General features: G+C 64.3%; 16 protein-coding genes, 2 tRNA genes and 2 rRNA genes. 11 read left to right on the plus strand and 9 right to left on the minus strand.

Translation table 11 applies throughout. The annotated features are described in order from the left end of the window. Window positions 1–29 precede the first annotated feature (29 nt). The 7 genes from BKK80_RS18740 to BKK80_RS18770 all read right to left on the minus strand — a co-directional run bounded on the left by BKK80_RS18740 (window position 30) and on the right by BKK80_RS18770 (window position 7,901). Window positions 30–2,908: ribosomal RNA gene (locus BKK80_RS18740) — 23S ribosomal RNA — on the minus strand. Between the two features lie 287 nt (window positions 2,909–3,195). Continuing rightward, window positions 3,196–3,271 (minus strand) — tRNA-Ala (locus BKK80_RS18745). Window positions 3,272–3,281: 10 nt separating this feature from the next. Next, a tRNA-Ile gene (locus BKK80_RS18750) sits at window positions 3,282–3,358 on the minus strand. Window positions 3,359–3,419: 61 nt separating this feature from the next. Then, window positions 3,420–4,951 (minus strand): 16S ribosomal RNA (locus tag BKK80_RS18755). The 16S and 23S rRNA genes sit together here with 2 tRNA genes alongside, the layout of an rRNA operon. 581 nt (window positions 4,952–5,532) lie before the next feature. Then, window positions 5,533–6,309 carry an enoyl-CoA hydratase gene (locus BKK80_RS18760; protein WP_071015640.1) on the minus strand — a complete coding sequence of 259 codons (777 nt, stop codon included), beginning with the start codon at window positions 6,307–6,309 and terminating at the stop codon, window positions 5,533–5,535. A gap of 193 nt (window positions 6,310–6,502) precedes the next feature. Continuing rightward, window positions 6,503–7,090, minus strand: coding sequence for a TetR/AcrR family transcriptional regulator (locus BKK80_RS18765; RefSeq protein WP_071037857.1), 588 nt, complete (start codon window positions 7,088–7,090; stop codon window positions 6,503–6,505). Between the two features lie 250 nt (window positions 7,091–7,340). Next, window positions 7,341–7,901, minus strand: a complete 561-nt coding sequence (locus tag BKK80_RS18770) for a copper resistance protein CopQ (protein WP_071070450.1) — start codon at window positions 7,899–7,901, stop codon at window positions 7,341–7,343. Window positions 7,902–8,421: 520 nt separating this feature from the next. Between BKK80_RS18770 and paaG the strand changes: the two genes are divergently transcribed. The 3 genes from paaG to paaK all read left to right on the plus strand — a co-directional run bounded on the left by paaG (window position 8,422) and on the right by paaK (window position 11,157). Further along, on the plus strand, window positions 8,422–9,234 hold the full coding sequence (gene paaG, locus BKK80_RS18775; RefSeq protein ID WP_083384165.1) for a 2-(1,2-epoxy-1,2-dihydrophenyl)acetyl-CoA isomerase PaaG: 813 nt from the start codon (window positions 8,422–8,424) through the stop codon (window positions 9,232–9,234). Between the two features lie 128 nt (window positions 9,235–9,362). Then, window positions 9,363–9,764 carry a hydroxyphenylacetyl-CoA thioesterase PaaI gene (gene paaI, locus BKK80_RS18780; RefSeq protein WP_071016607.1) on the plus strand — a complete coding sequence of 134 codons (402 nt, stop codon included), beginning with the start codon at window positions 9,363–9,365 and terminating at the stop codon, window positions 9,762–9,764. A gap of 88 nt (window positions 9,765–9,852) precedes the next feature. Continuing rightward, window positions 9,853–11,157 carry a phenylacetate--CoA ligase PaaK gene (paaK, locus tag BKK80_RS18785; RefSeq protein WP_071070451.1) on the plus strand — a complete coding sequence of 435 codons (1,305 nt, stop codon included), beginning with the start codon at window positions 9,853–9,855 and terminating at the stop codon, window positions 11,155–11,157. 16 nt (window positions 11,158–11,173) lie between these two features. Here paaK and mltA read toward each other — a convergent pair whose 3' ends face one another. Next, window positions 11,174–12,322 carry a murein transglycosylase A gene (gene mltA / locus BKK80_RS18790; protein ID WP_071037855.1) on the minus strand — a complete coding sequence of 383 codons (1,149 nt, stop codon included), beginning with the start codon at window positions 12,320–12,322 and terminating at the stop codon, window positions 11,174–11,176. A 103-nt stretch (window positions 12,323–12,425) separates the two neighbouring features. On the opposite strand from mltA, the gene BKK80_RS18795 reads away from it, so the two are divergent. Further along, window positions 12,426–12,626, plus strand: a complete 201-nt coding sequence (locus BKK80_RS18795) for a hypothetical protein (protein WP_071015688.1) — start codon at window positions 12,426–12,428, stop codon at window positions 12,624–12,626. A gap of 58 nt (window positions 12,627–12,684) precedes the next feature. Here BKK80_RS18795 and apaG read toward each other — a convergent pair whose 3' ends face one another. Then, window positions 12,685–13,059 carry a Co2+/Mg2+ efflux protein ApaG gene (gene apaG, locus BKK80_RS18800; protein WP_071015691.1) on the minus strand — a complete coding sequence of 125 codons (375 nt, stop codon included), beginning with the start codon at window positions 13,057–13,059 and terminating at the stop codon, window positions 12,685–12,687. Between the two features lie 162 nt (window positions 13,060–13,221). On the opposite strand from apaG, the gene rpe reads away from it, so the two are divergent. From rpe to BKK80_RS18835, 7 genes are all read left to right on the plus strand, one after another. After that, window positions 13,222–13,935 carry a ribulose-phosphate 3-epimerase gene (gene rpe, locus BKK80_RS18805; RefSeq protein WP_071037854.1) on the plus strand — a complete coding sequence of 238 codons (714 nt, stop codon included), beginning with the start codon at window positions 13,222–13,224 and terminating at the stop codon, window positions 13,933–13,935. Beyond that, window positions 13,932–14,654 (plus strand): phosphoglycolate phosphatase, encoded by a 723-nt coding sequence (gph, locus tag BKK80_RS18810; protein ID WP_071070453.1) that lies wholly within the window; start codon window positions 13,932–13,934, stop codon window positions 14,652–14,654. Before rpe ends, gph begins: the two co-directional genes overlap by 4 nt. A gap of 486 nt (window positions 14,655–15,140) precedes the next feature. Continuing rightward, window positions 15,141–16,667 carry an anthranilate synthase component I gene (gene trpE / locus BKK80_RS18815; RefSeq protein ID WP_071015703.1) on the plus strand — a complete coding sequence of 509 codons (1,527 nt, stop codon included), beginning with the start codon at window positions 15,141–15,143 and terminating at the stop codon, window positions 16,665–16,667. Between the two features lie 26 nt (window positions 16,668–16,693). Further along, window positions 16,694–17,278 (plus strand): aminodeoxychorismate/anthranilate synthase component II, encoded by a 585-nt coding sequence (locus BKK80_RS18820; protein ID WP_071015704.1) that lies wholly within the window; start codon window positions 16,694–16,696, stop codon window positions 17,276–17,278. 74 nt (window positions 17,279–17,352) lie between these two features. Then, window positions 17,353–18,390 carry an anthranilate phosphoribosyltransferase gene (gene trpD, locus BKK80_RS18825; protein ID WP_071016609.1) on the plus strand — a complete coding sequence of 346 codons (1,038 nt, stop codon included), beginning with the start codon at window positions 17,353–17,355 and terminating at the stop codon, window positions 18,388–18,390. Between the two features lie 51 nt (window positions 18,391–18,441). Then, a complete protein-coding gene (trpC, locus tag BKK80_RS18830; RefSeq protein ID WP_071015706.1) occupies window positions 18,442–19,245 on the plus strand; it encodes an indole-3-glycerol phosphate synthase TrpC in 804 nt (267 codons plus the stop codon). A gap of 10 nt (window positions 19,246–19,255) precedes the next feature. Further along, window positions 19,256–19,885 (plus strand): CYTH domain-containing protein, encoded by a 630-nt coding sequence (locus BKK80_RS18835; RefSeq protein ID WP_071070455.1) that lies wholly within the window; start codon window positions 19,256–19,258, stop codon window positions 19,883–19,885. Window positions 19,886–20,006: the final 121 nt, after the last annotated feature.

The following is a 20,006-nucleotide window of genomic DNA, read 5'->3' on the forward strand; positions in this document are numbered from 1 at the left end:
TACGTCAACCAGTGAAACACACTGGTTATAGGATCAAGCCTTACGGGCAATTAGTACTGGTTAGCTTAACGCATTACTGCGCTTCCACACCCAGCCTATCAACGTCCTGGTCTCGAACGACCCTTCAAGGAGGTCAAGCCTCCAGGGAATCCTCATCTTCAGGCGAGTTTCCCGCTTAGATGCTTTCAGCGGTTATCTCTTCCGTACATAGCTACCCTGCGATGCCTCTGGCGAGACAACAGGTACACCAGCGGTACGTCCACTCCGGTCCTCTCGTACTAGGAGCAGCCCCCGTCAAGATTCCAACGCCCACGGCAGATAGGGACCAAACTGTCTCACGACGTTTTAAACCCAGCTCACGTACCTCTTTAAATGGCGAACAGCCATACCCTTGGGACCGGCTACAGCCCCAGGATGAGATGAGCCGACATCGAGGTGCCAAACACCGCCGTCGATATGAACTCTTGGGCGGTATCAGCCTGTTATCCCCAGAGTACCTTTTATCCGTTGAGCGATGGCCCTTCCATACAGAACCACCGGATCACTATGTCCTGCTTTCGCACCTGCTCGACTTGTCGGTCTCGCAGTTAAGCACGCTTTTGCCATTGCACTTTAGGTACGATGTCCGACCGTACCAAGCGTACCTTCGAACTCCTCCGTTACACTTTGGGAGGAGACCGCCCCAGTCAAACTGCCTACCATGCACTGTCCCCGACCCGGATTCACGGGCCAAGGTTAGAACCTCAAACAAACCAGGGTGGTATTTCAAGGACGGCTCCACCGGAACTAGCGTCCCGGTTTCAAAGCCTCCCACCTATCCTACACAGATCGGTTCAAAGTCCAATGCAAAGCTACAGTAAAGGTTCATGGGGTCTTTCCGTCTAGCCGCGGGGAGATTGCATCATCACAAACACTTCAACTTCGCTGAGTCTCGGGAGGAGACAGTGTGGCCATCGTTACGCCATTCGTGCAGGTCGGAACTTACCCGACAAGGAATTTCGCTACCTTAGGACCGTTATAGTTACGGCCGCCGTTTACCGGGACTTCAATCAAGAGCTTGCACCCCATCATTTAATCTTCCGGCACCGGGCAGGCGTCACACCCTATACGTCCACTTTCGTGTTTGCAGAGTGCTGTGTTTTTATTAAACAGTCGCAGCCACCAGTTTATTGCAACCCCTTCACCCTTCTGGCGCAGGCCAGTCAAGCTACCAGGGCGTACCTTATCCCGAAGTTACGGTACCAATTTGCCGAGTTCCTTCTCCCGAGTTCTCTCAAGCGCCTTAGAATACTCATCTCGCCCACCTGTGTCGGTTTGCGGTACGGTCTCGTATGACTGAAGCTTAGAGGCTTTTCTTGGAACCACTTCCGATTGCTTCGCGACGCATGGTCGCTCGCCCCACAGCCTTGAATCCCGCGCCCGGATTTGCCTAAGCGCCTTCTCCACTGCAGGGACCGGGACTTCCAACACCCGGACAACCTTCCGCGATCCGTCCCCCCATCGCATCATACGACGGTGCAGGAATATTAACCTGCTTCCCATCAGCTACGCATCTCTGCCTCGCCTTAGGGGCCGACTCACCCTACGCCGATGAACGTTGCGTAGGAAACCTTGGGCTTACGGCGAGGGGGCCTTTCACCCCCTTTATCGCTACTCATGTCAGCATTCGCACTTCTGATACCTCCAGCATCCTTTACAAGACACCTTCACAGGCTTACAGAACGCTCTCCTACCACGCGCTTGCGCGCGTCCGCAGCTTCGGTGACTGGCTTAGCCCCGTTACATCTTCCGCGCAGGACGACTCGATCAGTGAGCTATTACGCTTTCTTTAAAGGGTGGCTGCTTCTAAGCCAACCTCCTGACTGTTTTAGCCTTCCCACTTCGTTTCCCACTTAGCCAATCTTTGGGACCTTAGCTGGCGGTCTGGGTTGTTTCCCTCTTGACACCGGACGTTAGCACCCGATGTCTGTCTCCCGTGATTGCACTCTTCGGTATTCGGAGTTTGCTATGGCGGGGTAATCAGCAATAGACCCCCCAACCATGACAGTGCTCTACCCCCGAAGGTGAGACACGAGGCACTACCTAAATAGTTTTCGGAGAGAACCAGCTATTTCCAGATTTGTTTAGCCTTTCACCCCTATCCACAGCTCATCCCCTAGTTTTTCAACACTAGTGGGTTCGGTCCTCCAGTACGTGTTACCGCACCTTCAACCTGGCCATGGATAGATCATCTGGTTTCGGGTCTACACCCAGCGACTGAACGCCCTGTTCGGACTCGCTTTCGCTACGCCTGCCCTAATCGGTTAAGCTTGCCACTGAATGTAAGTCGCTGACCCATTATACAAAAGGTACGCCGTCACCCGTTTCCAGGCTCCGACTGTTTGTATGCATGCGGTTTCAGGATCTATTTCACTCCCCTCCCGGGGTTCTTTTCGCCTTTCCCTCACGGTACTGGTTCACTATCGGTCGATCACGAGTATTTAGCCTTGGAGGATGGTCCCCCCATCTTCAGACAGGATTTCACGTGTCCCGCCCTACTTGTCGTACACCTAGTTCCACAACGCTGTTTTCGCATACAGGGCTATCACCTGCTATGGCCGGGCTTTCCATCCCGTTCTGCTAACAATGCTGCTAAAGAGTACAAGGCTCTTCCCATTTCGTTCGCCACTACTCTGGGAATCTCGGTTGATTTCTGTTCCTGCAGCTACTTAGATGTTTCAGTTCGCCGCGTTCGCTTCCCTTGCCTATGTATTCAGCAAGGGATGACCCATACGGGCCGGGTTTCCCCATTCGGACATCTCCGGATCAAAGCTCGTTTGCCAGCTCCCCGAAGCTTTTCGCAGGCTACCGCGTCCTTCATCGCCTGTGATCGCCAAGGCATCCACCACATGCACTTGTTCGCTTGACCCTATAACGAGTGTGTCTCAAGCTCGCGCTTGAAACGCTCATTACAGGTTGAGTTCTCGCATTTGTGCCGTATTCCAAGTCATCTTTCGATCACTTAAATACTTTGGTTGATACAATCACAACCCGGTATCACGTTAAACTACTGCGCGTCTCATCAACACGCCGTGACACCTTTACTACATCCCATATTGTTAAAGAACAGCCGATGCTTTCGCATCGCTTGGCCAACGCCAAATGCAAGCGCTCAACGCTAAGCGCTTGCATTTGGCTTGTCCAACCCAAGGTCGATGGTGGAGGATGACGGGATCGAACCGACGACCCCCTGCTTGCAAAGCAGGTGCTCTCCCAGCTGAGCTAATCCCCCTCGGATAACTTGGTGGGTCTGGTAGGACTTGAACCTACGACCCCCGCCTTATCAAGACGGTGCTCTAACCACCTGAGCTACAGACCCTTGGCTGTAACAGCAAACAGACCGATAAGTGTGAACGCTTCACTTGGGAAGCACGCTCTGGAAAGGAGGTGATCCAGCCGCACCTTCCGGTACGGCTACCTTGTTACGACTTCACCCCAGTCATGAACCCTGCCGTGGTAATCGCCCTCCTTGCGGTTAGGCTAACTACTTCTGGCAAAACCCACTCCCATGGTGTGACGGGCGGTGTGTACAAGACCCGGGAACGTATTCACCGCGGCATGCTGATCCGCGATTACTAGCGATTCCAGCTTCACGTAGTCGAGTTGCAGACTACGATCCGGACTACGATGCGTTTTCTGGGATTAGCTCCCCCTCGCGGGTTGGCAACCCTCTGTACGCACCATTGTATGACGTGTGAAGCCCTACCCATAAGGGCCATGAGGACTTGACGTCATCCCCACCTTCCTCCGGTTTGTCACCGGCAGTCTCTCTAGAGTGCCCTTTCGTAGCAACTAGAGACAAGGGTTGCGCTCGTTGCGGGACTTAACCCAACATCTCACGACACGAGCTGACGACAGCCATGCAGCACCTGTGTCCACTTTCCCTTTCGGGCACCTGATGCATCTCTGCTTCGTTAGTGGCATGTCAAGGGTAGGTAAGGTTTTTCGCGTTGCATCGAATTAATCCACATCATCCACCGCTTGTGCGGGTCCCCGTCAATTCCTTTGAGTTTTAATCTTGCGACCGTACTCCCCAGGCGGTCAACTTCACGCGTTAGCTTCGTTACTGAAGAAATGAATCCCCAACAACTAGTTGACATCGTTTAGGGCGTGGACTACCAGGGTATCTAATCCTGTTTGCTCCCCACGCTTTCGTGCATGAGCGTCAGTCACGTCCCAGGGGGCTGCCTTCGCCATCGGTATTCCTCCACATCTCTACGCATTTCACTGCTACACGTGGAATTCTACCCCCCTCTGACGCACTCTAGCCTTGCAGTCACAAGCGCCATTCCCAGGTTGAGCCCGGGGATTTCACGCCTGTCTTACAAAACCGCCTGCGCACGCTTTACGCCCAGTAATTCCGATTAACGCTCGCACCCTACGTATTACCGCGGCTGCTGGCACGTAGTTAGCCGGTGCTTATTCTTCCGGTACCGTCATCCCTCCGGGGTATTAGCCCAAAGGATTTCTTTCCGGACAAAAGTGCTTTACAACCCGAAGGCCTTCTTCACACACGCGGCATTGCTGGATCAGGGTTGCCCCCATTGTCCAAAATTCCCCACTGCTGCCTCCCGTAGGAGTCTGGGCCGTGTCTCAGTCCCAGTGTGGCTGATCGTCCTCTCAGACCAGCTACTGATCGTCGCCTTGGTGAGCCTTTACCTCACCAACTAGCTAATCAGACATCGGCCGCTCCTATTGCGCGAGGCCTTACGGTCCCCCGCTTTCACCCTCAGGTCGTATGCGGTATTAGCTAATCTTTCGACTAGTTATCCCCCACAACAGGGCACGTTCCGATGTATTACTCACCCGTTCGCCACTCGCCGCCAGACCGAAGTCCGCGCTGCCGTTCGACTTGCATGTGTAAGGCATGCCGCCAGCGTTCAATCTGAGCCAGGATCAAACTCTTCAGTTCAATCTCTGTGTGGTTCCGCGCAGTTGCCTGCGCAAACCTCGCTCTTTCGAGCGGTCGCTCACTCTCAGAAAACTGACTGGCTCCGTCCGAAGACGAAACCAAACATGTTTACTGTGCGAGCACTGATAACTTGTAAGCTAGAAGACCGAGGTCTTCCGCTTCCCGCATCAAGCGCCCACACTTATCGGCTGTTTGTTTGTTAAAGAACTCACGCGATTCGCTTTGCTTACCGCGTCGCTGCGTTGTCAGCAGCAGAGAAACGAGATTATGAACAACTTTCTGCGTTTCGTCAACAGGTTCGAAGCATCTTTTTCGCTTCGGTCGGTCGCGCTTCGCAGCACCACCCACCATCCTGCCAACCCCGCAACCCGCGTCGCTGCTGGCTTTGCCGCTGCGCTTCGTGTTGCGAGGGGGCGAATAGTAGGCCGGATCCCGCAGCTTGGCAACACATTTGTCATGAAGTCATGGCAGCCCCTCTCGAGGAAACAGCCAAACCATTGAATCCATTGAAAAATGTTTCTCCGGCGAGGATTGGAAAGGAATACCCGAGTGATGATCTCGGGTATTCCCCTATCAAGTTTTTAGCGATGCTTGAAGTTCGGGCTGCGCTTTTCCAGGAAGGCTGCCATACCTTCCTTCTGGTCTTCCGTGGCGAAAGTGGAGTGGAAGACGCGCCGCTCGAAATGCACGCCCTCGGCGAGGGTGGTTTCATAGGCGGTGTTGATCGACTCCTTGATCATCATGACCACCGGAAGCGAATAGCTGGCGATGGCCTCAGCAGCGCCGATCGCTTCGTCAAGCAGTTTGTCGGCAGCAACCACGCGCGACACCAGGCCGGCGCGCTCGGCCTCGGCCGCATCCATCATGCGGGCGCTCAGGCACAGGTCCATGGCCTTGGCCTTGGAAACGGCACGCGGCAGGCGCTGGGTGCCGCCCGCACCGGGCATGGTGCCGAGCTTGACTTCGGGTTGGCCGAACCGTGCGGTATCCGCCGCGATGATGATGTCGCACATCATCGCCAGCTCGCAGCCGCCGCCCAGCGCATAGCCGGCCACGGCCGCGATCACGGGCTTGCGGATGCGGCGGATGGTTTCCCAATTGCGCGTGATGTACTCGCCCTTGTACACATCCATATAGGTGTACTGGGCCATCATGCCGATATCGGCCCCCGCAGCAAAGGCGCGCTCGCTACCGGTGATGACGATGCAGCCGACCCCTTCATCGGCATCGAAGGCGCTCAGCGCCGCGCCGAGCTCGTCCATCAGCGCATCGTTGAGCGCGTTGAGCGCCTTGGGCCGGTTCAGGGTGACCAGGCCTACGCGGCCACGCGTCTCGACCAGGATGTTTTCATACGACATGCCATCTCCTCTGGGATTGAATGATGCAGGAACCCGGCGCCGCATCGAAGCAACGCTCGGGTGTTGCCCCGGCAGTCTGCCACTTCGAGAGCATTTTTCAAGATGCGTGCAGCATGCGGGCGAGTCCGGCAGGCATGCAAAAAGGCCGGTCGAGATCGACCGGCCCTTGGAAATGCGGCGCCACGCAGAGAAGTCAGGCGGCGCGCGCCATCGGCGCAGACACGTAGTCCATCAACAATTGACCGACCGCATCCAGGCGTTCAGCCGAGCCGAACAGGCGGTTCGACACCAGCGCGTTCTGCAGCGCTGCGTAGATCACCTGGGCCAGTTCATGCGGCGCGGCCGGCAACGACCGCGCATGTTCACGCACAGCCTGCTCCAGCATTTGCGCCAGCCTTTCCTCATGCAGGCGGAAGAAATCGCGCACCACCGCCTGGGTCGCCGGAGACAGGCTCAGGACCTCCGTCGACAGCATCCCGACCAGGCAGATCTGGTCACCATGGCAGGCGGCAGCCCGGAGATTCTGCAGGTAGGCGCGCGCCTGGTCCTGCGCGGTAGGCAGACGATCCAGCTCGCGCAGGCGCTCCATCACCCGTGCGCTGTATTCCGTGACCGCCTCCAGCACCAGGTCGTCCTTGGAGGGAAAGTAATAGTGGATGCTCGAGGTCTTGACCCCGACCAGTTCGGCCAGGTCTCGATAGCTGAAGCCGTTCACGCCGCGGCGGCGGATCAGCACCAGCGTGTGCTCGAGCAGTTGTTCTCTTACAGATTGGGTTTTCATGGCGTGATCCTCCGCGTCGCGACGGCACTTCAGGCTGGTTGCTGCAACGCTCTGGCCAGATCCTCGCCTGCTCTCGCTCACGCCGGCAGCACTTGCGCCGCCAGGGTCACCAGCGAGCCGCTGGCCAGGCACAGGAACACCCAGCCGGCCAGGATCAGAACGCTATCCCGCAGTCTCATGATCGCTTCTCCACTCACCTGCTAACGCGGGGCGGCGCCGGCCACGGGCCGCCACCACCCCGCCATCCACATCAGGCCAGCGCGCCGTCGGTGTACGGGTCGAACTTGCCGACCTTGGCACCATCCGTGTACGGGTCGAACTTACGAGCCGGCTCCGACGACACGCCGCTGCGGTCCAGGCCTGCCACGATGCGGGCACCATCCGTGTACGGGTCGGCCTTGCGGGCCGGCTCCGACGACACGCCGCTGCGGTCCAGGCCCGCCACGATGCGGGCACCATCGGTGTACGGGTCGAACTTGCCGACCTTGGCACCGTCCGTGTACGGATCGAACTTACGAGCCGGTTCCGACGACACGCCGCTGCGGTCCAGGCCTGCCACGATGCGGGCACCGTCGGTGTAGGGGTCGAACTTGCCGACCTTGGCGCCGTCCGTGTACGGATCGGCCTTGCCCGCCTTGGCCCCGTCCGTGTAGACGCTGCGCGCGTCATTGCCGCGGAACACGTAGCCGTAGCGGTCGCCCGAGATGCCGCTGTCCTTCGGGCCCGAGGCGTAGGCCTGGCCGCCCAGCACGGCGGCAGCCAGCACGGCGGCGGTGATCAGGGTCTTGGTGAAGGTCTTGTTGGTGCTCATGATGCTCTCCTTGTCTAGCAAGAATCCACGCGATCGGGATCCGGTTGGTCTGCGGCGCGGCGCTTGGTGCCGGGCCGGTTAGGTATCTACTTGCATCTACTTGTAGATAGAGAACCGGTCCTGAAAAAACGGGGAAATCCCCGATGTCGCGCTGGATCCTCTTTTTCTTTCCTGCCGCCGGTGGCGGAGGGGAAGCAGCGATCCATGAACACATGGTATCTACTGGTAGATAGATAGTCAAGGGGTTTTTTGCATTGCCGCAGCCAGGGACGTCCCGACGATCCCGCGCCCTCCCCGGGAGCCAGCCCCGCCCCCCCCTCCTGCCGGATATCGCAGCGCGGGTGAATCCCGCCCCGTCCGCATGCGTCACGCTCCTCAGCCAGGAAAAATAGTGCTACCATTTTCCGACCGACTGGTCGGTTAATTTATCAACCGCCGACACCTGCCTACAATCGAGTTGGCAGGACGGGGCGCACGGCCGCGCCCCGGCAAATAGAACAGAACACCGGCAGGAGACGCCATGCGAGACACGCCCCCGCAGACCACGCTCAATGATGGTCCCGTGCTATTGCGCTGGCACGGCCAGGTTGCCGTGCTGACGCTGAATCGCCCGGACAAGCTCAACAGCTTTACCCGCCAGATGCACGCCGCGCTGCAGTCCGCGCTCGACCTCGCCGAGGCCGGCGGCGCCCGCGCCCTGCTGCTGACGGGGTCCGGACGGGGCTTCTGCGCCGGGCAGGACCTGGCCGATCTCGACTTCACCCCCGGGCACATGAGCGATCTGGGGGAATTGATCGATTCCTGCTTCAATCCACTGATCCGCCGGCTGCAGGCGCTGCCGCTGCCGGTCATCGCCGCGGTCAACGGCACCGCCGCCGGCGCGGGCGCGAACCTGGCGCTGGCCTGCGACATCGTACTGGCGGCTCGCTCGGCCAGCTTCCTGCAGGCCTTCGTCAAGATCGGGCTGGTTCCGGATTCGGGCGGTACCTGGTTCCTGCCTCAGCGGGTCGGCATGGCCCGCGCGCTCGGGCTGGCCCTGACCGGCGACAAATTGTCGGCCGAGGATGCCGAGCGCTGGGGCCTGATCTGGGAGGTGATGGACGACACCCTGCTGGCCGAACAAGCCCTGGCCCTGGCCACGCAGCTGGCGGCCCAGCCGACCCGCGCCCTGGCCGCCATCAAGCAGGCCATGCGCGCCGGCGCGACGCAGACGCTCGACGCCCAGCTCGACCTGGAGCGCGACCTGCAGCGCGAACTGGGCGCATCCCACGACTACGCCGAGGGCGTCAACGCCTTCCTGGCCAGGCGCACACCGCGCTTCACCGGCGCCTAGCCGCCGGCCTCGCGCAGCACCGGCGTCTGCGCTGCGCACCTCGATCCGCCCATCCACCGCTCCAAGGAGATCGCTTGACCTCATCCACAGAAGCCGCCCAGGCACTCGCCGAAGCCGCGGCCGCCAGCATGTACGAGGCCGATGCCTGCAGCCGCTGGCTCGGCATCGTGGTCGAGGCGGTCCGCCCCGGCTACGCCCGCCTGTCGATGCCCGTACGTCCAGAGTTCCTCAACGGCCACGGTATCTGCCACGGCGGCCTGATGTTCACGCTGGCCGACTCGACCTTTGCCTTCGCCTGCAACAGCCACAATATCAACACCGTAGCGGCCGGCTGCAGCATCGAGTTCCTCAAGCCTGTGCACGGTGGTGACGTGCTGTGCGCCGAGGCGGTCGAGCAGACGCTGTCCGGCCGACACGGCATCTACGATGTCCGTCTCAGCAATCGCGCCGGCGAGACGGTGGCAATGTTCCGCGGCAAGTCCGCGCAGATCAAGGGCCACGTGGTGCCGCCGCCCGCCGAGGCCGGCTGAAATCGGCTGAAATCGACAGAAGCCGGCGGAAGCCCCCGCGCCCCCCCCCCCTCCTTACGATAACCCGCACCGAAGCGCAGGAGACACCATGAGCACGCGCCTGACCGATCTGCCCCTGGAGCCGATCGAGACCGCCAGCCGCGACGCATTGCAGGACTTGCAGTTGCAGCGCCTGAAATGGTCGCTCGATCACGCCTACCGCAACTCGCCGGTGTACCGGCGCAAGTTCGACGAAGCCGGCGTGCACCCCGATGACCTGCGCTCGCTGGCCGACCTGGCGCGCTTTCCCTTCACCACCAAGCAGGACCTGCGCGACAACTATCCCTTCGGCATGTTCGCCGTGCCGCAGGACCGGGTGGCCCGCATCCATGCCTCCTCCGGCACCACCGGCAAACCCACGGTGGTCGGCTACACGCTGCAGGACATCGATACCTGGGCCACGGTGATGGCGCGCTCGATCCGTGCCGCCGGCGCGCGCCGTGGCGACAAGGTCCACGTCAGCTACGGCTACGGGCTGTTTACCGGCGGCCTGGGCGCGCACTACGGCGTGGAAAAGGCCGGCCTCACCGCCATCCCCTTCGGCGGCGGCCAGACCGAGCGCCAGGTGCAGTTGATCCAGGATTTCAAGCCCGAGGTGATCATGGTCACGCCCAGCTACATGCTGGCGCTGGCCGACGAATTCGAGCGCCAAGGCATCGACCCGGCTTCCACTTCGCTCAAGGTGGGTATCTTCGGCGCCGAGCCCTGGACGCCCGAGATGCGGCTGGCACTGGAAAAGCGCATGGGCATCTCGGCGGTGGACATCTACGGCCTGTCCGAGGTGATGGGGCCGGGCGTGGCCAACGAGTGCGCCGAGACCAAGGATGGCCCGACCATCTGGGAAGACCATTTCTATCCGGAGGTGATCGACCCGATCACCGGCGAGGTGCTGCCGGATGGTGCGTTCGGCGAGCTGGTCTTCACCACGCTGAGCAAGGAAGCGCTGCCGGTGGTGCGTTACCGCACGCGCGACCTGACCCGGCTGCTGCCCGGTACCGCGCGCCCGGCGTTCCGCCGCATGGAGAAGATCACCGGCCGCTCGGACGACATGATGATCATCCGCGGCGTCAACGTCTTCCCCTCACAGATCGAGGAACTGATCCTCAAGCATCCCGAACTGGCGCCCCACTACCAGTGCGTGCTGGGCAAGGACGGTCCGCTCGACACCCTGACCGTGCGCGTCGAGTGCGCGCACGGCGCGGTCCCTGCCAACACCGGCGAGGCCCGCGCCAGGCTGGCCCACGACATCAAGGCCTTCATCGGCGTGACGGCGAGCGTGGACGTGCTGCCCGAAGGCGGTGTCGAGCGCTCAGTGGGCAAGGCCCGCCGCATCGTCGACCAGCGTCCGCGCTGAGCGTTGCGCGCCGCGCTCAACTGCGTGGCATCAGCACCCACATGCGCCCGGCCTGCTTCATGCGGCCGGCGGTCTCCCCGGCGGCATCGCCCGCCCCCCAGAAGAAGTCGGCGCGCACCCCGCCCTTGATGGCGGTGCCGGTGTCCTGGGCGAACATGAGCCGCTGGATCGGCTCGCTCGACAGCGGCCGCGTGGTCGACAGGAAGACCGGCACGCCCAGCGGGATGGTGGCCGGATCGACCGCGATCGAGCGCTCCGCCGTCAACGGTACTCCCAGCGCGCCCACCGGCCCCTCGTTGGTCGGCGCCAGCTCGCGGAAGAAGACGAAGCGCGGATTGACGTTGAGCATCTCGTCGACCCGGCCCGGATTGGCACGCGCCCAGGCCTTGATGCCCTGCATGGTGGCCTGGGCCGGCGTGATTTCGCCGCGGTCCAGCAGCCATTTGCCGAAGGATCGGAACGGATGGTCGTTGGTGCCGCCGTAACCGACCCGCATCAGCGTGCCGTCGGCCAGGCGGATGCGGCCCGAACCCTGGATCTGCAGGAAGGCAGCCTCGACCGGGTCGTCCACCCAGGCCAGCTCCTGGCCGCGCAGCCCCGGGTTCTGCAGCAGTTCGGCGCGCGCCGGCAGCGCGCGGCCGTTCCATTGCGGCGGCTTGCGGTACAGCGCGACCTGGTAGGGCCCCTGGCGCGTGCGCGAACCATGGAGGATGGGCTCGTAGTAGCCGGTGATCAGGCCGGAGTCGGAGCCATCGCCGTTGACCACACGGTAGGGCTGGAAATAGGTCTCGAAATAGCTGCGCATCGCGCCCAAGTCGCCGGCGTCGACCATCAGGCCGGCCGAGCAGGCGCGGTTCCAGTCCGCGCGCTTCTTCAGTACCTGGCAGCTTTCCTGCAGCGCCGGCCAGGCGGCGCGCACGTCGTCCTGCTGCCAGCCGGCGACATCGTTCCAGTCGACCGCTTGCAGCCGGCCCTTCTGCGACGACGCGGCCGGCGGCTGGCCGGGCGTGCCGGGTCCCTCGACACGCGGCGGCGGACCGCTCATGCAGCCGGCCAGCAAGGCCGCGCCGGCGGCCAGGGCCAGCCAGGCTCGCGTGCGCGCTGATGGCAGCACTGGACGCTGCCAGGAGAAACGGGGAAGGGAAGAAAAATCCGGAGTTGCCATCTTGCTCTGTTCAATCGCCGGCCCGCGCGATCCGATGCGCCACCGATGTCCTACAATGCCCAGCGTCCTGTCATCCAACCACGCCCCCGGCACGGATCACGCCATGAGTGCATTCCTCGAAGCCCATCCCATGCTGCTGTTCGCCCTGGAAGCCGGCGTGGCATTGTTCCTGCTGATCTTCATCGTGGTCTGGACCATGGGCACCGCCAAGAAGCATCCCCGCCCGACCCGCGCACCGGCCGATCACCCTTCGCGCAGCGGCCAGCCCGCGCAGCCTGGAGAGGACAACGGCGGCGCCCGATAGGTTCCGCGCGCCGCGCCGGCGGCATCGTGCGCGCGGCGCGGAATCCGCGCCGGCCGACTCAATGCAGCATGCGCGGCAGCACCAGCGCGAACTCGGGAATCGGCACCTCGAAGCGGTGGCCGTCCTCGGCCACGCAGAAGTAGTCGCCCTTCATCGAGCCCACCGGGGTGGAGATGGTGGCCCAGCTGGTGTATTCGAAATGCTCGCCCGGCTTGAGCAGCGGCTGGTGCCCGACCACGCCGAGGCCGGACACTTCCTGCGTGCCGTTGTCGCTGTCGGTAATGATCCAGTGGCGCGAGATCAACTGCGCAGCCACCTCGCCGGTATTGTGGATGGTGATGGTGTAAGCGAAGGCATGGCGCCCGCGCTCGGGATCGGACTGCTCGGGCAGGTACTGGGTGCGTACCGCCACGGAAAACGCGTACTCGCTCATCGTCTGGGGCGTCGGGCCGAGGAAATGGGTAGCCGCATTGTGCGGCAAGGCACCCGGGGCGGCAAGCGCGGCGCCGGACGGGCATGGCCGGCGCCCGCGGCGCCGGCAGCGTAAAATGGCGGCGGTTCCCTCGTTTTATCGCCAATTCCCCACGCCGCCGCCATGAGCACGCCCACGTACCGCATCGCCCCGTCCATCCTGTCCGCCGACTTCGCCCGCCTGGGCGAGGAAGTCCGCCGCGTGACCGAGGCCGGCGCCGACTGGATCCACTTCGACGTGATGGACAATCACTACGTGCCGAACCTGACGGTCGGCCCGATGGTGTGCGAAGCCATCCGCCCGCACGTGACGGCACCGATCGACGTGCACCTGATGGTGCGTCCGGTCGACCGCATCATTCCCGACTTCGCGCGCGCCGGGGCCAACATCATCACCTTCCACCCCGAGGCCAGCGACCACGTCGACCGCTCGCTGGCACTGATCCGCGACCAGGGCTGCCAGGCCGGCCTGGTGTTCAACCCGGCCACGCCGCTGCACCATCTGGACCATGTGATGGACCGCCTCGACGTGATCCTGCTGATGTCGGTCAACCCCGGCTTCGGCGGCCAGTCCTTCATCCCCGAGACGCTCAACAAGCTGCGCGCCGTGCGCGCCCGCATCGACGCCTATGCCGAGCGCACCGGCCGCCCCATCCTGCTGGAAGTCGACGGCGGCGTGAAGGTCGATAACATCGCCGAGATCGCGGCAGCCGGCGCCGACACCTTCGTGGCCGGCTCGGCGGTGTTCGGCAAGCCCGACGCCGACGGTGGCTACCGCGGCGTGCTGTCGGCCCTGCGCGCCGAACTGGCCAAGGTCCCCGCGCAGGCAGCCCGATGAGCGCCGCACAGCCGGCGCGCCGCGACTGGAGCGGCATCCGCGGCGTGATCGTCGACCTCGATGGCACCATGGTCGATACCGCAGGTGACTTCCACGCCGCCGTCAATGCCATGCTGGGCGCGCTCGCGCGCCTGCACCCGCACCTGCCGGCGCCGGCGCCGCTGACGCGCGAAGCCATCGTCAGCTTCGTCGGCAAGGGCTCGGAGAACCTGATCCGGCGCGTGCTCGACGCCCGCTTCACGCCGGCCCACGCCAACGGCCTGTTCGCCGACGCGCTGGCGCTGTACGACCGCGAGTACCTGCGCATCAACGGCCGGTTCTCGCAGGTCTACGCGGGTGTGGCCGAAGGCCTGGCGCGCCTCAAGGCCGCCGGGCTGCGCCTGGCCTGCGTGACCAACAAGCCCTACAGCTTCACCGAGCCGCTGTTGGCCAAGACCGGGCTGGTCCGGTATTTCGAGCTGGTCTACGGTGGCGACGCCTTCCCGCTGCGCAAGCCGGACCCGCTGCCCCTGCTCAAGGTGGCCGAGGCCTTCCGCCTGGAGCCGGCGCAGATGGCAGCCATCGGGGACTCCGAGAACGACGCCCAGGCGGCCCGCGCGGCCGGCATGGGAGTGCTGCTGGTGCCCTATGGCTACAACCACGGCAACCCTGTACAAGGCGTCGACGCCGATGGTATAGTCGGCACCATTGCCCAGGCGGCGTCCCTGTTGACGGCGTAGCGGGCATGACCGAAGCCGGTCCCGGCGCATGGCACACGTATTGCACGGATTGCAGTGCGCGGCAGACCGGCCTTCGCTTACCTCCGTCGCAGAACACGACACATGTTTCTGAATCGCAAACGCATCTCTTCTGGCAGTGATCGGCAGGCCTGGCCCTGGCGTCGCTGGCGCGCCTCCCAACAGGCGTAAAGTGCGTTCGCGAGTCTCCTGAGAAGCTTCCCTACACGCGGAAGGTTTCGCCAGGCCGGCAGCAGCCGGGCAATCCCAGCCATACCCCTCTCGCCAGCCGGCCGTAGCCAACGCCGCAGCAATCGGCTACGTTTGGTCCACGAACGCACCGCACGCCCCACCAGGCCGTGTGCGGTCTTGTTCGCAAGTCTTCCGCACCACGGCAAGCCACCGGGGCCGGCGACCGTATCGCCTGCCCCTCCCGCCGTACCATGGCGCCGCCGCCCGGCAGCGGGCGCGCCGCCCACGAGGATGGACATGACCGAGCTCGAATTCAAATCGCTGGCCGACCAGGGCTACAACCGCATCCCGCTGATCGCCGAGGCCTTCGCCGACCTGGAGACGCCCCTCTCGCTCTACCTGAAGCTGGCCCAGTCGCAAACCCGCGGCATCAACACCTTCTTGCTGGAATCGGTAGTCGGCGGAGAACGCTTCGGCCGCTATTCCTTCATCGGCCTGCACGCCCGCACGCTGCTGCGCGCCTACGGCGAGCGCACCGAGGTGGTGACCGACGGCCGAGTGGTGGAGACGCATGAAGGCAACCCGCTGGACTTCATCGCCGACTTCGAAAAGCGCTTCAAGGTGGCGCTGCGCCCAGGCCTGCCGCGCTTCTGCGGCGGCCTGGCCGGCTATTTCGGCTACGACGCGGTGCGCTATATCGAGAAGAAGCTCGCCGCCACGCAGAAGGCCGACGACCTCGGCCTGCCCGACATCCAGTTGCTGCTGTGCGAAGAGCTGGCGGTGATCGACAACCTGTCGGGCAAGCTCTACCTGATCGTCTACGCCGACCCGAACACGCCCGAGGCCTATCCGCGCGCCCGCGCCCGCCTGCGCGACCTGCGCATGAAGCTGCGCCAGCCGGTGGACCTGCCGGTCACCAGCCCGTCGGTGCAGACCGAGGTCTTCCGCGAATTCGACAAGGCCGACTATCTGGCCGCCGTCCACCGCGCCAAGGAGTACATCATGGCCGGCGACATGATGCAGGTGCAGATCGGCCAGCGCCTGACCAAGCCCTACCGCGACGCGCCGCTGTCGCTGTACCGCGCGCTGCGCTCGCTGAACCCCTCGCCGTACATGTACTTCTACAACTTCGGCGACTTCCAGATCGTCGGTGCCTCGCCCGAGATCCTGGTGCGCCAGGAGACCCGCCGCACCGGCACCGCGAACAACGGCGGCGAAGTGCGCGAGGAGCGCGTCATCACCATCCGCCCGCTGGCCGGCACCCGCCCGCGCGGCAATACGCCGGAGAAGGACGCCCAGCTCGCCACCGAACTGCTCAACGACCCCAAGGAAATCGCCGAGCACGTGATGCTGATCGACCTGGCGCGCAACGACATCGGCCGCATCGCCGAGACCGGCAGCGTCAAGGTCACCGACAAGATGGTGATCGAGAAGTACTCGCACGTGCAGCACATCGTCAGCTCGGTCGAAGGCCGCCTCAAGGACGGCATGACCAATCTCGACGTGCTGCGCGCCAGCTTCCCGGCCGGCACGCTGTCGGGCGCACCCAAGGTGCGCGCGATGGAGATCATCGACGAGCTGGAGCCGCGCAAGCGCGGCATCTACGGCGGCGCGGTGGGCTACCTGTCCTTCGGCGGTGAAATGGACCTCGCCATCGCCATCCGCACCGGCATCATCAAGGACGGCAACCTCTACGTGCAGGCGGCCGCCGGCATCGTCGCCGATTCGGACCCCGAAGCCGAATGGCGCGAGACCGAAGCCAAGGCGCGCGCGGTGATCCGCGCCGCCGAGCAGGTCCAGGATGGCCTGGACTCCGACATCTGACCCGGAACAGGACAGGAGAAACGGCCATGCTGCTGATGATCGACAACTACGATTCCTTTACCTACAACCTCGTGCAGTATTTCGGCGAACTCGGCGCCGACGTGCGCACCTTCCGCAACGACGAGATCACGCTGGACGAGATCGAGGCCCTCGGGCCCGACCATATCTGCGTCTCGCCCGGCCCCTGCAGCCCCAGGGAAGCCGGCATCTCGGTGGCCGTGCTGCAGCACTTCGCCGGCAAGGTGCCGCTGCTGGGCGTGTGCCTGGGCCACCAGGCCATCGGCGAGGCCTTCGGCGGCAAGGTGATCCGCGCCAAACAGGTCATGCACGGCAAGGTCAGCACCATCGAGACGACCCAGCAGGGCGTGTTCGCCGGGCTGCCCAGGCACTTCGACGTCACGCGCTATCATTCGCTGGCAATCGAGCGCGAGACCCTGCCCGACTGCCTGGAAGTGACGGCCTGGACGCCGGATGGCGAGATCATGGGCGTGCGCCACAAGACCCTTGCGGTCGAAGGCGTGCAATTCCACCCCGAATCCATCCTGTCCGAGCACGGACACGCGCTGCTGGCGAACTTCCTCAAGGCGGGCTCGGGCGAGGTACGGCGATGAAGCTGACCGATCCCGCCGCCGGCGCCGGCCCGCTCGCGCAACTGGAACCTGCCAACCATCCGAACGAGAGCCCCATGTCCATCACCCCGCAGGAAGCGCTGACGCGCTGCATCGAACATCGCGAGATCTTCCACGACGAGATGCTGCACCTGATGCGGCAGATCATGCAGGCGCAGGTCTCGCCGGTGATGGCCGCCGCCATCCTGACCGGGCTGCGCGTGAAGAAGGAAACCATCGGCGAGATCTCCGCCGCGGCCCAGGTGATGCGCGAGTTCGCCAACAAGGTGCCGCTGCCCGCCGACGTGGCGCGCGGCAACTTCGTCGACATCGTCGGCACCGGCGGCGACGGCTCGCACACCTTCAATATCTCCACCGCCTCGATGTTCGTCGTGGCCGCGGCCGGCGCGCGCATCGCCAAGCACGGCAATCGCGGCGTCAGCTCCAAGTCGGGCAGCGCCGACGTGCTGGAGGCGCTCGGCGTCAACATCCTGCTGACGCCGGAACAGGTCGGCGAGTGCATCGAGCAGACCGGCATCGGCTTCATGTTCGCGCCGACCCACCACCCGGCGATGAAGAACGTGGCGGCGATCCGCAAGGAGATGGGCGTGCGCACCATCTTCAATATTCTCGGCCCGCTGACCAATCCGGCCGGCGCGCCTAATATCCTGATGGGCGTGTTCCACCCGGACCTGGTCGGCATCCAGGTGCGCGTGATGCAGCGCCTGGGCGCCGAGCACGCGCTGGTGGTGTACGGCAAGGACGGCATGGACGAGGTCTCGCTGGGCGCCGCCACCATGGTCGGCGAACTGAAGGACGGCCAGGTGCGCGAGTACGAGATCCACCCCGAGGACTTCGGCCTGAACATGATCTCCAACCGCGGCCTGAAGGTGGCCGACGCGCTGGAGTCCAAGGCCATGCTGATGGAAGCGCTGGGCAACGTGGCGGGCACGCCGCGCGAGATCGTCTCGCTGAATGCCGGCACCGCGCTGTACGCCGCCAACGTGGCCAGCTCGATCGAGGACGGCATCGCGCGGGCGCGCGAGGCCATCGCCAGCGGCGCGGCGCGCGAGAAGCTCGACCAGTTCGTGCGCGCCACCCAGCAGTTCCAGTAAAACACGCGCGCCGCCCCCGCCCGCGCGGGAGCGGCGGCAGAGAGTCAAGCCATGTCCGATATCCTGCAGAAGATCCTGGCCGTCAAGGCCGATGAAGTCGCCGCCGCGCGCAAGCAACGCGACCTCCACAGCCTGCGGGGCGAGGCCGAAAGCCTGCGCCACGAGGCAGGCCTGGCGCCGCGCGGCTTCGAGCGCGCGCTGCGCGCCAGGATCGGCGCCGGCCAGGCCGGCGTGATCGCCGAGGTCAAGAAGGCCTCGCCGTCCAAGGGCGTGCTGCGCGAGCACTTCGTGCCCGAGGCCATCGCCGAGAGCTATGCCGGCCACGGCGCGGCCTGCCTGTCGGTGCTGACCGACGTCAACTTCTTCCAGGGCCACGCCGACTACCTCAAGCGCGCCCGCGCCGCCTGCGAACTGCCGGCGCTGCGCAAGGACTTCATGGTCGACCTGTACCAGGTCTACGAAGCGCGCACCTGGGGGGCGGACTGCATCCTGCTGATCGTGGCGGCACTCGACCCGGGCCTGATGGCCGAGCTGGAAGCCTGCGCCCACGAACTGGGCATGGACGTGCTGGTGGAAGTGCATGGCGAGGACGAGCTGGAGCGCGCGCTGCGCCTGAAGACGCCGCTGCTGGGCATCAATAACCGCAACCTGCGCACCTTCGAGGTCTCACTGGACAACACCATCGGCCTGCTGCCGCACATCCCGGGCGAGCGCCTGGTGGTGACCGAATCCGGCATCCTCGGCCAGGCCGACGTGCAGCGCATGCGCGATGCCGGCGTGCACGCCTTCCTGGTCGGCGAGGCATTCATGCGCGCCAAGGATCCGGGCGCCGAGCTGGCACGGCTGTTCGCCTGATCAGCGCGCCATGGCCCAGGAAATCGAACTGAAGCTTGCCGTGCCGGACGGTGCGCTGGATGCGCTGGCCGCCTGGCTGGATGCCCATGGCGAAGCGCGCGGCCGCTGGCTGCTGCGCAATGTCTACCTCGACACCCCGGCGCGCGAGCTGGCCGGCGCGCGTGCCGCGCTGCGCCTGCGCAGCCAGGGCGAGCGCTGGCTGCAGACGCTGAAGACCGCCGGCAGCAGCGCGGGCGGCCTGGCCACACGCCACGAGTGGGAAACCGAGGTCGCCGGCGAAGCGCTGGAACCGGCGCGCCTGCCGGCCGAGGCGCAGTCCCTGCTGGCGCCGCTGGCGCAGCGGCTGGCGCCGGTCTTCCGCACCGACTTCGAGCGCCGCGCCTGGCTGGTGCGCCAGGACGGCGCCGAGATCGAGGCCGCGCTCGACATCGGCACCGTCAGCGCGCCCGGCACCAAGGAGGTGGAGCGCATCCAGGAACTCGAACTCGAATTCCTGGCCGGCGATGCCACCCAGGCCGCCCAGGCACTGCGCGCCCTGGCCGCGCGCCTGCAGGCGGTTGCAGCCCTGGTGCCCTCCGACCTGAGCAAGGCCGCGCGCGGCTATCGCCTGGCCGGCACGCGCCAGGACGAGGCGCCCTGAGCCCCCGGGCGCGGCAGCGCCCGCCCGCTCCACCCCGGGGGCCCGGCCCGCCTCAGGCCCGGCCCACCTTGAACCCGGCGCCGGCAAGCCGGCAGGCCGCCCACCCGTTTCCCCTACCCGA

It is taken from the genome of Cupriavidus malaysiensis, assembly GCF_001854325.1.
In the GTDB taxonomy this organism is placed as follows: domain Bacteria; phylum Pseudomonadota; class Gammaproteobacteria; order Burkholderiales; family Burkholderiaceae; genus Cupriavidus; species Cupriavidus malaysiensis.

What these genes read in the sequence shown, in the direction of transcription:
- BKK80_RS18820 (WP_071015704.1), top strand. Translation starts at nt 16,694, where the DNA reads ATGCTGCTGATGATCGACAACTACGATTCCTTTACCTACAACCTCGTG.
- mltA (WP_071037855.1), bottom strand. Translation starts at nt 12,322, where the DNA reads ATGGCAACTCCGGATTTTTCTTCCCTTCCCCGTTTCTCCTGGCAGCGT.
- paaK (WP_071070451.1), top strand. Translation starts at nt 9,853, where the DNA reads ATGAGCACGCGCCTGACCGATCTGCCCCTGGAGCCGATCGAGACCGCC.
- trpD (WP_071016609.1), top strand. Translation starts at nt 17,353, where the DNA reads ATGTCCATCACCCCGCAGGAAGCGCTGACGCGCTGCATCGAACATCGC.
- apaG (WP_071015691.1), bottom strand. Translation starts at nt 13,059, where the DNA reads ATGAGCGAGTACGCGTTTTCCGTGGCGGTACGCACCCAGTACCTGCCC.
- BKK80_RS18770 (WP_071070450.1), bottom strand. Translation starts at nt 7,901, where the DNA reads ATGAGCACCAACAAGACCTTCACCAAGACCCTGATCACCGCCGCCGTG.
- rpe (WP_071037854.1), top strand. Translation starts at nt 13,222, where the DNA reads ATGAGCACGCCCACGTACCGCATCGCCCCGTCCATCCTGTCCGCCGAC.
- BKK80_RS18760 (WP_071015640.1), bottom strand. Translation starts at nt 6,309, where the DNA reads ATGTCGTATGAAAACATCCTGGTCGAGACGCGTGGCCGCGTAGGCCTG.
- paaG (WP_083384165.1), top strand. Translation starts at nt 8,422, where the DNA reads ATGCGAGACACGCCCCCGCAGACCACGCTCAATGATGGTCCCGTGCTA.
- trpE (WP_071015703.1), top strand. Translation starts at nt 15,141, where the DNA reads ATGACCGAGCTCGAATTCAAATCGCTGGCCGACCAGGGCTACAACCGC.
- gph (WP_071070453.1), top strand. Translation starts at nt 13,932, where the DNA reads ATGAGCGCCGCACAGCCGGCGCGCCGCGACTGGAGCGGCATCCGCGGC.
- BKK80_RS18835 (WP_071070455.1), top strand. Translation starts at nt 19,256, where the DNA reads ATGGCCCAGGAAATCGAACTGAAGCTTGCCGTGCCGGACGGTGCGCTG.
- BKK80_RS18795 (WP_071015688.1), top strand. Translation starts at nt 12,426, where the DNA reads ATGAGTGCATTCCTCGAAGCCCATCCCATGCTGCTGTTCGCCCTGGAA.
- BKK80_RS18765 (WP_071037857.1), bottom strand. Translation starts at nt 7,090, where the DNA reads ATGAAAACCCAATCTGTAAGAGAACAACTGCTCGAGCACACGCTGGTG.
- trpC (WP_071015706.1), top strand. Translation starts at nt 18,442, where the DNA reads ATGTCCGATATCCTGCAGAAGATCCTGGCCGTCAAGGCCGATGAAGTC.
- paaI (WP_071016607.1), top strand. Translation starts at nt 9,363, where the DNA reads ATGTACGAGGCCGATGCCTGCAGCCGCTGGCTCGGCATCGTGGTCGAG.